The organism is Streptomyces sp. NPDC027189 (assembly GCF_055566975.1).
Genome location: NZ_JBVHRI010000007.1, coordinates 145348 through 157225, shown reverse-complemented (window position 1 = coordinate 157225; position 11878 = coordinate 145348). Strand labels below are relative to the sequence as shown.

10 protein-coding genes are annotated in these 11878 nt (G+C 71.0%); 8 read left to right on the top strand and 2 right to left on the bottom strand.

The features are described from left to right. The first annotated feature begins 251 nt into the window (after positions 1-251). Genes ACZ4RZ_RS19285 through ACZ4RZ_RS19275 form a run of 3 tightly spaced genes read left to right on the top strand, consistent with a single transcriptional unit; the run spans position 252 to position 4565 of the window. Positions 252-2630, top strand: a complete 2379-nt coding sequence (locus ACZ4RZ_RS19285; RefSeq protein WP_467746040.1) for a SpoIIE family protein phosphatase — start codon at positions 252-254, stop codon at positions 2628-2630. Positions 2631-2667: 37 nt separating this feature from the next. Beyond that, the gene (locus tag ACZ4RZ_RS19280; RefSeq protein ID WP_467746039.1) at positions 2668-4071 is read left to right on the top strand and encodes an arsenic transporter; all 1404 of its coding nucleotides are present in this window, start codon (positions 2668-2670) and stop codon (positions 4069-4071) included. Positions 4072-4076: 5 nt separating this feature from the next. Further along, entirely contained in the window at positions 4077-4565 is a 489-nt protein-coding gene (locus ACZ4RZ_RS19275; protein WP_467746038.1) for a universal stress protein, read from the top strand. Here ACZ4RZ_RS19275 and ACZ4RZ_RS19270 read toward each other — a convergent pair. Continuing rightward, positions 4531-5472, bottom strand: a complete 942-nt coding sequence (locus ACZ4RZ_RS19270) for a helix-turn-helix domain-containing protein (protein ID WP_467746036.1) — start codon at positions 5470-5472, stop codon at positions 4531-4533. The genes ACZ4RZ_RS19275 and ACZ4RZ_RS19270 overlap by 35 nt on opposite strands. Before the next feature lie 64 nt (positions 5473-5536). On the opposite strand from ACZ4RZ_RS19270, the gene ACZ4RZ_RS19265 reads away from it, so the two are divergent. After that, positions 5537-6340, top strand: coding sequence for a phytanoyl-CoA dioxygenase family protein (locus ACZ4RZ_RS19265; protein ID WP_467746035.1), 804 nt, complete (start codon positions 5537-5539; stop codon positions 6338-6340). Between the two features lie 147 nt (positions 6341-6487). On the opposite strand, the gene ACZ4RZ_RS19260 is transcribed toward ACZ4RZ_RS19265, so the two are convergent. After that, a complete protein-coding gene (locus ACZ4RZ_RS19260) occupies positions 6488-7396 on the bottom strand; it encodes an alpha/beta hydrolase (RefSeq protein WP_467746033.1) in 909 nt (302 codons plus the stop codon). Between the two features lie 376 nt (positions 7397-7772). On the opposite strand from ACZ4RZ_RS19260, the gene ACZ4RZ_RS19255 reads away from it, so the two are divergent. Genes ACZ4RZ_RS19255 through ACZ4RZ_RS19240 form a run of 4 tightly spaced genes read left to right on the top strand, consistent with a single transcriptional unit; the run spans position 7773 to position 11872 of the window. Next, positions 7773-8717, top strand: a complete 945-nt coding sequence (locus ACZ4RZ_RS19255; protein ID WP_467746031.1) for an endo alpha-1,4 polygalactosaminidase — start codon at positions 7773-7775, stop codon at positions 8715-8717. An 11-nt stretch (positions 8718-8728) separates the two neighbouring features. Beyond that, entirely contained in the window at positions 8729-10024 is a 1296-nt protein-coding gene (locus ACZ4RZ_RS19250; protein WP_467746030.1) for an ABC transporter substrate-binding protein, read from the top strand. A 40-nt stretch (positions 10025-10064) separates the two neighbouring features. Beyond that, on the top strand, positions 10065-11027 hold the full coding sequence (locus ACZ4RZ_RS19245; RefSeq protein WP_467746028.1) for a carbohydrate ABC transporter permease: 963 nt from the start codon (positions 10065-10067) through the stop codon (positions 11025-11027). Beyond that, entirely contained in the window at positions 11024-11872 is an 849-nt protein-coding gene (locus ACZ4RZ_RS19240; RefSeq protein WP_467746027.1) for a carbohydrate ABC transporter permease, read from the top strand. Before ACZ4RZ_RS19245 ends, ACZ4RZ_RS19240 begins: the two co-directional genes overlap by 4 nt. The last annotated feature ends 6 nt before the right edge of the window (positions 11873-11878 follow it).

Genomic DNA, 11878 nt, shown 5'->3' with positions numbered 1-11878 from the left:
GCTCTCCCTCATCAGGGCCCATAAGTCATCACAACTGATCGTGAACAAACAGATTCTGACGGGGTGACACACGCGGCCGTCAAGGGTCCGGCACTCACTTCCGCCCCGCACCTCACTTCGGCCGGAAATCCACCTTGCGGATGTGCCGCGTCGGCGGTCCTGGTTCCGGGGTGCGGAGACCTCCCAGCCACTAGGCTGGAACCCGAGTGACGCGCTTGTTCACTGTGAGTGTGCGCAATGGAGTGGCGACGATGAGCCCGGTCCACCCCGTCGACGAGGCCGCCACGGCACGGGCAGTCATCGACGAGAACGGCACCCTGGTCCTCTGGAACGAGGGGGCCCGCCGACTGCTGGGGTACGCACCGCAGGAGGTCGAGGGCCGCCCCGCCGCCGCCCTGCTCGACTGCGCGGACGGCACCACCCCTCCCGAACCCACCGGTGACCGCTGGAGCGGCACGCTCCCCCTGCGTCACCGCGACGGACACACCCTTCCCGTGTGGCTGCTGGCGCATCGCAGGGAAACGAAGGGCGAATGGCTCCTGGTCACCCCGCTGGAGGGCGCGGACCTGCGCGCCTATGACGACCCGCTGATCAGAGCAGTGCTCACGCAGTCGCCGTGCGCCATGGCGATCTACGACGAGCGGCTGCGCCTGTACGGAATCAACGACGCGATGGCCGAGCTGATCGGTCTCCCGGAGGACCGCATCCGAGGTCTCACGTTCTCCGAAATAGGCGGCAAACGAGAGAGTGAGCGGCTCGAAGAGGACCTCTACGGGGTGCTCAGCTCGGGGGAGGCGCGCGACGTGGAGACGTTCATGCGCGCGGGCGGTGAGGACCGCGCGCATGCCTGGATGGTGCGGATGGCCCCGCTCACCGACGCCGAGGGGCGTGTGCGCGGCGTGTGCCTGGCCGTACACGACTTCACCGAGCAGTACAGGGCCCGGGAGCGGCTGCGGCTGGTCAACGAGGCCAGCGTGCGCATCGGCAGCACCCTCGACGTCACCCGAACGGCCCAGGAGCTCGCCGACGTCCTTGTGCCCGCACTCGCCGACTTCGTCAGCGTCGACCTGCTCGATCCGCCGGAGCACGGGAGCGAGCCGCATCCCGAGCCGCCGACCGCCCCGATCACGCTCCGCCGCGCCGCCCATCGATCGGTGAACCCGGGTTCCCCCGAGGCGGTCGTCATGCTCGGCGCGGTCGACGTCTACCCCGCCTCCTCACCGCAGACCGACTCACTGATCGCCGGCCGGACGATCGTGGCACCGGACACGACCACCACGCTGGAGGAGTGGCTGGCCTGGGACAAACGCCGGTGGGAGCGCGTCGCGAAGCACGGCATTCACACCACCATGTCGGTGCCCATCCGGGCCCGGGGCCAGACCCTGGGCGTCGCGGTGCTCACCCGGTTCCGGCAGCCAGGCCCCTTCACCCCTGACGACGTACTGCTCGCCGAGGAGGTCACGGCCAGGGCCGCCGTCTGCATCGACAACGCCCGGCGTTTCTCCCGCGAGCGTGAGACCGCGCTGGCCCTGCAGCGCAGCCTGCTCCCTCAGTCACTGCCCAGGACGGCGGCGCTGGAGGAGGCGGCCTCGCGCTACCTCCCCGCGGCGCGTGCCGGGGTGGGCGGCGACTGGTTCGACGTGATCCCGCTGTCCGGGATGCGGGTCGCGATGGTCGTCGGCGACGTCGTCGGCCACGGTATCCAGGCCTCGGCGACCATGGGGCGACTGCGCACAGCCGTCCGCACGCTCGCCGACATCGACCTGGCCCCGGACGAGCTGCTCACACACCTGGACGACCTCGTCGTGCGGCTGTCCGACGATGCCGGGGCCGAAGCCACCACCGGGGAGGTCGGCGCCACCTGCCTGTACGCGGTGTACGACCCGGTCTCCCGGCGCTCCACCTTCGCCCGGGCAGGGCATCCGGCGCCCTTCATCGTGCCTCCGGACGGTCCGCCCCGGCAGATCGAGCTCCCGGCCGGACCGCCGCTGGGCCTGGGCGGAATGCCGTTCGAGTCCGTGGAACTCGAACTGCGCGAGGGCACGGTGCTGGCGCTGTACACCAATGGGCTGATCGAGAGCCACGGGCGAGATCCCGACGTCGGGCACCAGCTGCTCTCCCGAGCCCTGGAGCAATCGTCCCAGTCCCTGGAATGGGCGTGTCATGCGGTCCTGCAGGCGCTGCTTCCGGCCGGCGGCGCCCCGGACGACATTGCCCTGCTGCTCGCCCGCACTCACGGCCTGGCTCCCTCCCAGGTGGCGACCTGGGACATCCCGGCCGACCCCGCCCTCGTCGCGCCGATCCGCAAGCAGGTGGTCGAGCAGTTGGACACCTGGGGGCTCAGCGAGGCGACGTTCACGGCCGAACTCGTGGTGAGCGAGCTGGTCACCAATGCGATCCGGTACGGCGAGCCGCCCATACGGCTGCGCCTCATCCAGGACGCCTCCATCCTCATCTGCGAGGTTTCCGACGGCAGCCACACCGCCCCGCATCTGCGCCGGGCGAAGACCTACGACGAGGGCGGCCGCGGACTGCTCCTGGTCGCCCAGCTCACCCAGCGCTGGGGCAGTCGGCACACCGCCGAGGGCAAGACCATCTGGGCGGAGATGTCGCTGATCGGCGAGGACTGACGGCCTCCTCGCGGCGTCCGGCCCGGCGTCTGCTGTGATGGGCGGGCGCCACGATCACCTCCCGGAGGGCCGAACCCTGCAGACCCTGCTCGCCCAAGGCCTCTCCGGCGCACGGAACACCCCGCTCGCCGAAGCCGCCTCCACCCCCCTCAGCGCCCCGCTCGCCGAAACCGTCTCGGCCTCCCTCAACACCCCGCTCGCCGAAGCCCTCTCCGTCGTTCTGCTCGTCACGGTGCTCGTCTGCGCGGTGATCCGCCCCTTCAACTGGCCCGAGGCGGTCGTGGCGGTGCCGGCCGCCGGTCTGGTCGTGGTCACCGGCGCCATCTCCTGGGACCACGTGCGCGCGGAGGCCGGCCACCTGGGGCCGGTGATCGGATTCCTGGCGGCGGTCCTCGTACTGGCCCGGTTCTGCGACGACGAGGGGCTCTTCCAGGCGTGCGGAGTGTGGATGGCCCGCTGGGCGGCGGGGCAGCCCGGCCGTCTGCTGACCGCCGTCTTCGCCCTTGCCTCGACGATCACGGCGGCGCTCAGCCTGGATGCGACGATCGTGCTGCTCACACCCGTCGTGTTCGCCACCGCGGCACGGATGGGCGCCCGCCCCAAACCGCATGTGTACGCCTGCACCCATCTCTCGAACACGGCCTCGCTGCTCCTGCCGGTCTCCAACCTCACCAATCTGCTCGCGTTCACGGCCAGTGGTCTGAGCTTCACCCGGTTCGCCGCGCTGATGGTGCTCCCCTGGTTGGTCGCGATCGGCGCCGAGTACGTGGTCTTCCGCCGCTTCTTCGCCTGCGATCTGGGCGCGGCCGCGCCAGCACCGAGTGCCGACGAGCCGCCGGAGGTTCCGCTGTTCGCGCTGGTCACCGTGGGCTGCACGCTGGCGGGGTTCGTCGTCACCTCGGCGCTCGGCATCGATCCGGCGTGGTCGGCCGCGGCGGGGGCGCTCGTGCTCGCCACCCGCGCGCTCGTCCGGCGCCGCGCCACTGCGCTGACCGTGGTGCGGGCCGCCGCTCCGTCGTTCCTCGCCTTCGTCCTCGCGCTGGGCATCGTCGTACGGGCGGTGGTCGACAACGGACTCGCCGACGCCCTCGACGCCCTGCTCCCCAACGGCAGCAGCCTGCCCGCGCTGCTCGGCATCGCGGCGCTCGCCGCCGTGCTGGCCAATCTGATCAACAATCTGCCCGCGGTCCTCGTGCTGCTGCCGCCGGCCGCCGTATCCGGCCCCGGCGCGGTGCTGGCCGTGCTGCTGGGGGTCAACATCGGGCCCAATCTGACCTACGCCGGTTCCCTGGCGACCCTGCTGTGGCGGCGTATCGTGCACCAACACGAACACGGCGTCGACCTCAAGGAGTTCACCCGGCTCGGTCTGATCACCGTGCCTGCCGCGCTGGTCCCTGCCGTACTGGCGCTGTGGATCTCGCTCCACGTCATCGGAGGCTGATGGGCATGCGGGTGATCGTCTGGCTGGTCGAGGGAACATGGCCCGCGTGCGTGGACGCCGTACGCGCGCACGCACCGCACGCCACGGACGTGGTTCTGCTGCACGTCACCGAACCCGGCGTGCCCGGACTGGCGCACGGGGCCTTCGCCGGCCTGCTCGGCCGCGGACACTCCGAGCCCGACCCCGGCGACCGGCTGGAAACCCTCGGCACCACCTCGGCCACGCAGCTCCTCGACGCGGCGGCCGAGCGGCTGGGCCGCCCCGGCACACGCGTCGAACGCGACGGGCGCGTCGAGCGGGAAGTGGTCGCCGCCGCGGAGGGCGCCGACCTGCTCGTGCTGGCCCGCGACGGCGACCGCACCCGCCTGGGACCGCACAGCCTGGGACGGGCCGGACGCTTCGTCGTCGACCACGCGCCGTGCCCGGTGCTGCTGGTCTGGCCCGAAGCGGCACCGGACGTCACGACCATCCCGCCGCCTCCCCCGCACCGCTAGCGGTTCCGTTCCGGTAGGCGCCCGGAGGTGTGCCGTAGCGCTGCCGGAAGACCCGGTTGAAGTGGAAGGCGCTGGTGAAGCCGGAGGCCGCGGCCACCCGCTCCACCGAGAGCTCGGTGACCTCCAGAAGCCGGGCCGCGTGCAGCAGCCGGGCGTCGCGCAGGGCGCGCATCGGGGAGCGGCCGAGCTGCTCGGTGAAGAGGTGGGCGAATCGAGAAGGTGACAGGGCGACGGCCTCGGCGAGCAACCGTACGGTGTGCGGTGCGCTCGGGTCGGCCGCGATCAGCGATTCGGCCCGCCGGATGCGCGCGTCGATGTCGGGGCGGCGCCGCTCCGCCCGGGCGGTGGTGAGCAGGACGATTTCCTCGAGTGAGCAGAGGGTCAACTCTCGGGCGGCGGTGCCGTGCGCGACGGCGACCTCGCCGTCGGCGGGTTCCGCGGGGGCCGGCGGCGGGCCGTCTCCCGTCCAGCGGGCATCGGCGAGCATCCGGTGGAAGGCGGCCTCGATCCGGTCCTCGTTGCGCCGGGTAGGTCCGTGGCCCGGCGCGGGTCCGACGGCGTACAGCCCGTCATCGAGGGCGTACGGCCGCAGCCACCCCGACCAGGCCGCCCTGGCCTGGCAGTGCACCCACCAGAACGCCCAGTGCCCGGCGCCGGTTTCGACGGCATACCGGTGCGCGACGCCGGGCCCGAGGACCACCAGATCGCCGGCCCCGGCCACCACCTGCGACGCTCCCTGTGCGAGCCGCCCGCGTCCGCCCGTCGTCCAGGTGAACAGCCAGCTGTCCGCCCCGTGCGGCCGGTCGACGGCGTATCCCGGCCCTTGGTCGAAGCATCCGATGGTCACCAGGCCGGGCGGCGGGGACGGATCAGCAGCCGTGGACAAAGCGTCAGCACGCACAGACATCCTCCCGACGGGCGCACCCACCTAGCGTGAAGCATCTGCGACACCGAGGAGAAGGGACGGTCGGATGACAATCACGGACAGGCGCGGATTCCGGCAGTTCGAGGAGAGCGGCTTCGCGGTGGTGCGCGGACTGTTCGACCGCGTCGAAATCGACGCACTGTGTGCGGAGTTCACCGCGCTGCAAGCCGCCGGGCCGATCCCCGGGCATTTCGAACCCCGCGCCACGCAGACCGAGGGCCCAGCCGATCCGCTGCACGCCCATCCCCGCGTCATGCACCCGCACCGCATCAACGCCCTGTCCCTGCGCTGCCTCCTCGATCCGAGGCTGCGGAGCATCCTGGAGACCCTGCTGGGCGAGGAACCCCTCGCCGCGCAGAGCATGTTCTACTTCAAGCCACCCGGTGCCCGTGGCCAGGCACTGCACCAGGACAACTTCTATCTGCGCGTCGAGCCGGGTACCTGCGTGGCCGCCTGGATCGCCTGCGACGCGATCGACCGCGAGAACGGCGGTCTGGAGGTCGTACCGGGCACGCACCGGATGGATCTGTTCTGCCCGGAGGAGGCGGACGCGGCCCTGTCCTTCGCGCGCGAGTACGTTCCGCCGCCGCCCGGCCTCACCGCCGTCCCCGTCGACATGGCACCGGGTGACGTCCTCTTCTTCAACGGCAGTCTCGTACACGGCTCCGGCCCCAACCGCAGCCTCGACCGCTTCCGCCGCTCCTTCATCGGCCACTACGTCGGCCGCTCCACCGAGCGCATCGGCGGCTTCTACCGGACGCTGACGATGAGCGGGGATCCCGTCGCCCTGCCGGAGAGCGAGGGCGCGGGGCCCTGCGGCACGGAGTTCGCGGCGCGTACTGCCCACTGACCGGCCCGGTCACTCCGGCGACTCGGGCAGCAGCGGGGCCCCGTCGTCACCAGTGACTACGTCTCCGCCGCCGCGAACTCGTCCACCGGGCGGACCGGCAGGGCCAGTTCACGCCGCGGCCGACGCTCCACCCGACACCGACCGAAGTCATCCGGCGAACGCGGGAATCGCCGAGGTGAAGCCGAGGATCGCGTCGGCGACCGCCCTGGGGTTCTCCAGGAGCATCGCGTGGGTGCCGTCGATCTCTGCGACCGTCACCTCGGCGCGCTCGTCGACGAGTTGAGCCAGGTCTCGGGCGAGCCCCTTGGCGTACGCCGCCATCAGTTCGTCGAGCCAGTCCATGCCCGGGATCGACGGTACGGGCCGCAGCGCGCGCCCCAGCAGCAGCGGTACGGGCACCTGGTGGAAGAGCGCGAAGAGGTCGAGCGAGTCGATCGCGTCCAGCATCTCCAGCGCGTGTACGCGCTCCGGCCCCAACTCCAGCCGTCCGTCCGGTCTCTGGCGCATCGAGCGCAGGACACCGGCTTCCAACAGCTCGTAGGGGATGCCCAGTTGACCGGACATCGCGCGCTGCTGGGCGAGCACTGCCTTCAGCCCCTCGGCGGGAATCGGCTCGCCCGACACCGTCGCCGCCAGCTTCCGCACCTCGGCGAGCCGCTGCTCGACGTACGCCGGCTCCAGGCCCACGTACTGGTCGAGGCGGCCCCATGCGTATCCGTCGAGGTTCACCGCGCCGGGCGTGACCTCCGGATGCTCCAGCGCGTGGCGCACCGCGATCATCCCGCCGAGGGAGTGTCCGACGGGCACCGCGCCGCGGATTCCGTGCTCCTCCAGTACCGCCTCGATGTCCCCGAGCACGTGGGGAAAGTCCCAGGTGCCCGACGGCGAGAGACCGTGTCCGCGGAGGTCCACGGCGAGTACCCGGTGGTGGGGTACGAGGAGCGGGGCGACGGCCGCCCAGTCGGCGAGGGTGCGTCCAGCGCCGTGGAGCAGGAGCAGAGGCGGGCCGTCGCCCCCGTGCTCGTGGACGGCCAGTGCGATGCGGTCTCCGATCATGTCCTGACGATAGAGCTCGGATCAGGATTCCATGAGGAGCTTGAGCGTGGGCAGGGATCCGCCGGGAACTGCCGCAGCCGTCCGATGTCAGAGGGCCGAGGTCGGCGGCCGCGCAGGCCGCCCGGTCGGCCGTGCGACGCGCTCGTCGGCGCCGGCCCGAGCCCCGGCCCCGTGGAGGAGGTGACCGGCTGCCGTTCCGGACAGCGGGCCCTTGACGCGGGCGTGCTCGCACGCTTTGATCCTTGCGTGCCGTGGTGCGACCCGGCACGCAGAGGTGCGCCCAGCCGGTAGCGGACTCGGTTCAAGTCCGGCCAAAGTCGCCAGGATCGCGGGAAGCGTCCGAGGCGGGGTCGTACTCGCGATTGATGGAGCGGACATGCCCGTCAAGCGTGTTTCCCGCGTCGGAGGTCTGGGGGCAACCGCTGTCCTGACAACCCTCCTGACGCTGACCGGCTGCGGTTCAGGGAAGGACACCGGAGCCTCGCCGCACAGCCCGTCCGGTTCCTCCAGCGCTCCGGCCACGTCGTCGTCCCAGGCGCCTGCCTCCGCCTCGGCATCCTCCGCGGCCTCGGCCACCTCGTCGAGGCCCGAGCCCGGCTCGACCTCGAGGGGTGTCGAACTTCCGCCGCTGCACGCCGGCTTCGACTACCAGATCGGCGGCGCCTATCCCCCGCCCCCCGGTGTCCGGATCGTCAGCCGCGACCGTACGGCCTCGCCCGCGCCCGGCCTGTACAACATCTGCTACGTCAACGCCTTCCAGGCACAGCCCGACGAGCGGAAGCAGTGGCCCGCCGACCTGCTGCTGCGGGACGCGCACGGCAAGGTCGTGGTCGACCGCGACTGGGGCGAAGCGCTGCTCGACATCGGTACACCGGCCAAGCGCAAGCGGGTGGCCGCGCGGATCAACCGGTGGATCGACGACTGCGCCGACAAGGGCTTCGACGCCGTCGAGCCGGACAACTACGACAGCTACACGCGCTCCCGGCACCTGCTGACCGCCGACGACGCCACCGCCTTCATCACCCTGCTCTCGGCGCACGCGCACGCCCGGCAGCTGGCCATCGGCCAGAAGAACACCGTGGAGCTGGCGGGGCTCAGGGCCCGGACCGGGCTCGACTTCGCGGTGGCGGAGGAGTGCGGCGAATACGACGAGTGCGGGACCTACGCGAAGGCGTTCCACGACCGGGTGGTCGTCATCGAGTACACCGACAGCGGTCTGCGCAAGGCCCGTTCGGGCTTCGGCGACCGACTGAGCATCGTGCGCCGGGATGTGATGGTGTCGACGCCCGGCCATGCGGACTACGTCCGCAGGACCCGCTGACGGGAGGCGTGATGACTACAGCGATCGCACGCCGGACCCTGCTCGTCGGCGCCGCCGCCGCACCACTCCTAGCCGCCTGTGGCGGTGGCACCTCCGACGGCGTGGGCGCCGACGGCAAGGTCACCGTCGAGCTGTGGCACGGCCAGAACGACACGGGCAGGAAGGCCGTGGAGGCGCTGGTCGCCGGGTTCAACCGGACGCATCCGCGGATACGCGTCGACAGTTCGGGCGGCGGGGTCGTGGCCGACGCGATGCTGCAGAAGGTGACGGCCGCGCTCGCCGCGGGCTCGTATCCCGATATCGCCTACGTGTTCGGCTCGGACCTGGCCAGCATCGCGCGCAGCCCGCGGGTCGTCGATCTCACGTCGGCCGTGCGTGCGGGTCCCACACCGTGGAACGCCTTCTGGGGTCCGGTGCGGGAGGCGGTCACCGTCAACGGCAAGGTCCGGGCCGCACCGGCGGTACTCGACTCCCTGGCCGTCGTCTACAACAAGAAGCTGTTCCGGCAGGCCGGGGTCCCCTTCCCGAAGGCGGGCTGGAGCTGGGACGAATTCGTGGACACGGCAAGGAAGTTGACCGACTCCAGCCGGGGCGTCTTCGGCACGGGCTGGCCCGGGACGGGCGACGAGGACACCGTCTGGCGGCTGTGGCCGATGATCTGGGACCTGGGCGGGGACGTCGTCGCCGACGACGGCAAGGCCATCGGCTTCGCCGACCAGGGCGTTCGGGCGCTGGAGACCCTCGCCCAACTGGCCCGCGGCAAGAGTGTGTACGTCGACCCGAAACCCGGCGGCGAGCAGATGTACCAGGTCTTCCTGGGCGGCCGTATGGCCATGGTCGCGACCGGGCCCTGGCAGCTCCCTGACATCATCACCGCCAAGATCGACTACGACGTGGTGCCACTGCCGACGTATAGCGGCCGGCCGATCACCATCTCGGGCCCCGACACCTGGACCGTCTTCGACAACGGCTCCGCCCGCTCGCGCGCGGCCGTGGAGTTCGTGCGCTGGATGATGCAGCCGGCCCAGGACGTGCGCTGGGGTATTTCGGCGGGCAGCCTCCCGCTCAGCTCGGCGGCCGCGCGCCGACCGGAGTGGCGCCAGCAGTCCCATGACACCACGGGACTCAAGGTGTTCACCGACGCCCTGGCCTCCGCCCGCGTACGGCCCGTGCACGCGGCGTACCCGCAGATCTCGCAGGCGTTGGGGGAGGCGATCGTCTCCGTGCTGCTGGGCAAGGCCTCGCCCTCCCGCGCCCTGCGCCGGTGCGCCGACACGGCGGACGCGGCCCTGCTCATCCCCCGGTGACCTCAGTTTCCCGTGCGACTTCCAGGTGAGGGAGGCCGACATGTCCACTCTGCCCCGTGCCATCACGCTCGCGCCGGGGGCCGCGGTGTCCCCGGCCGCCGCGCGACGCGCCGCCCGCCGCCGTGCCCGACGCGAGACGGCCACCGCCTGGGGGTTCATCAGCCCGGCGGTGGTCGTCATCCTCGGTCTGAGCATCGTGCCGGTCGTCTGGTCGCTGTTGCTCTCCTTCCGGGCCGATGACCTGGTCACACCGGGCCGCTGGGTCGGCCTCGACAACTACCGGGCACTGGTCCAGGACCCCAACTTCCATACGGCGGTGGGAAATACGCTGCTGTACACGGCCCTGTACGTACCGCTCAGCCTGCTCGGCGGACTGGCGCTCGCCCTGGCGCTCAACCGCCGTATCCGGTTCATCGGCCTGTACCGGACGCTTGTCTTCGTTCCGTTCGTGGTGTCGGCGACGGCCCAGGGCGTGCTGTTCTCGTTCATCCTCGACCCGGAGTTCGGGGCGGCGAACTCGCTGCTGCACAAGCTGGGCGTCTCGCCGCAGGGGTTTCTGACCGACCCGGACCAGGCGATCTACCTGCTGGTGCTCATCTCGCTGTGGAGCGGGGTCGGCTTCTGCGTCGTGGTCTATCTCGCCGCACTCCAGGACGTGCCGCCCGAACTCGTCGAGTCCGCGCGGATCGACGGCGCGGGGCGCTGGCGGGTACTGCGCCACATCACCCTGCCGACCCTCACGCCGGTCACGGTCTTCCTGCTGTTGTGGCAGCTGATCACGGCGCTCCAGGTGTTCGACCTGATCTATGTGACGACCAAGGGCGGGCCCCTCGGCTCGACCACCGTCGTCGTCTACTTCGTCTGGCAGCAGGCGTTCCAGATGTTCACGGCCGGCTACGGGGCCGCGGCGGCGTACGTCCTCGCGGTGGCGCTGCTGGTGGCGGGCGGCGCGCTGCATGTCGTACGGCGTCGGCAGGAACGTACGAAAGGAGCGGTCCGATGAGTACGCCGGTCACTTCGAGCAAGCCGGTCACCTCACGGCGGTTCAGCGGCTGGCATCTGCTGCTGGCGCCCCTGGCCCTCTGCTTCGCGCTGCCCCTGGTGTGGCTGGTGCTGAGCTCGGTGATGACCAACGCGGAGATCAACCGGTTTCCGCCGGCGTTGTGGCCCAAGGGCGTCGACCTGGGCGGTTATCGCTATGTGCTCGGCAACGCCATGTTCCCGCGCTGGTTCGCCAATTCGTTCGTCGTCGCGGCTGTCGCTGTCGTGTCGAACCTGCTGTTCGGGGCGCTGGGCGGCTATGCGTTCGCGCGGCTGCGGTTCGCCGGGTCTCGGGTGCTGCTGGGGCTGATGCTGGCAACGATGGTGATCCCGTTCCAGCTGACGATGATTCCGACCTTCCTGGTGATGAGGCAACTGGGCCTGATCGACACGCTCGGCGCGCTGATCGTGCCGTCACTCGTCACTCCGTTCGCCGTCTTCCTGTTCCGGCAGTTCTTCCTCGCCCTGCCCAGGGAGATGGAGGAGGCAGCCTGGATCGACGGGTGTTCACGGCTGCGGGTGCTCTTCTCGATCGTGCTGCCGCTGGCCCGGCCCGCGCTGGCCACGGTCGCGGTGCTGACATTCCTGACCACCTGGAACGACCTGTCGTGGCCGCTCATCGCTATCAACCATGACACGCAGTACACGCTGCAGCTCGGGCTGACGACGTTCCAGGGGCAGCACCACACGAAGTGGTCGGCGGTGATGGCGGGCAATGTGATCACCGTGCTGCCGGTACTGGTGGCGTTCCTGCTGGCGCAGAAGACCTTTGTCCAGTCGCTCACGTCGAGCGGGTTGAAGGGATAGGCCGCC

Coding starts and splice junctions, on each gene's coding strand:
- ACZ4RZ_RS19285 (WP_467746040.1), top strand. CDS start 252: ATGAGCCCGGTCCACCCCGTCGACGAGGCCGCCACGGCACGGGCAGTC.
- ACZ4RZ_RS19270 (WP_467746036.1), bottom strand. CDS start 5,472: ATGTCTGTGCGTGCTGACGCTTTGTCCACGGCTGCTGATCCGTCCCCG.
- ACZ4RZ_RS19250 (WP_467746030.1), top strand. CDS start 8,729: ATGACTACAGCGATCGCACGCCGGACCCTGCTCGTCGGCGCCGCCGCC.
- ACZ4RZ_RS19245 (WP_467746028.1), top strand. CDS start 10,065: ATGTCCACTCTGCCCCGTGCCATCACGCTCGCGCCGGGGGCCGCGGTG.
- ACZ4RZ_RS19275 (WP_467746038.1), top strand. CDS start 4,077: ATGCGGGTGATCGTCTGGCTGGTCGAGGGAACATGGCCCGCGTGCGTG.
- ACZ4RZ_RS19260 (WP_467746033.1), bottom strand. CDS start 7,396: ATGATCGGAGACCGCATCGCACTGGCCGTCCACGAGCACGGGGGCGAC.
- ACZ4RZ_RS19240 (WP_467746027.1), top strand. CDS start 11,024: ATGAGTACGCCGGTCACTTCGAGCAAGCCGGTCACCTCACGGCGGTTC.
- ACZ4RZ_RS19265 (WP_467746035.1), top strand. CDS start 5,537: ATGACAATCACGGACAGGCGCGGATTCCGGCAGTTCGAGGAGAGCGGC.
- ACZ4RZ_RS19280 (WP_467746039.1), top strand. CDS start 2,668: ATGGGCGGGCGCCACGATCACCTCCCGGAGGGCCGAACCCTGCAGACC.
- ACZ4RZ_RS19255 (WP_467746031.1), top strand. CDS start 7,773: ATGCCCGTCAAGCGTGTTTCCCGCGTCGGAGGTCTGGGGGCAACCGCT.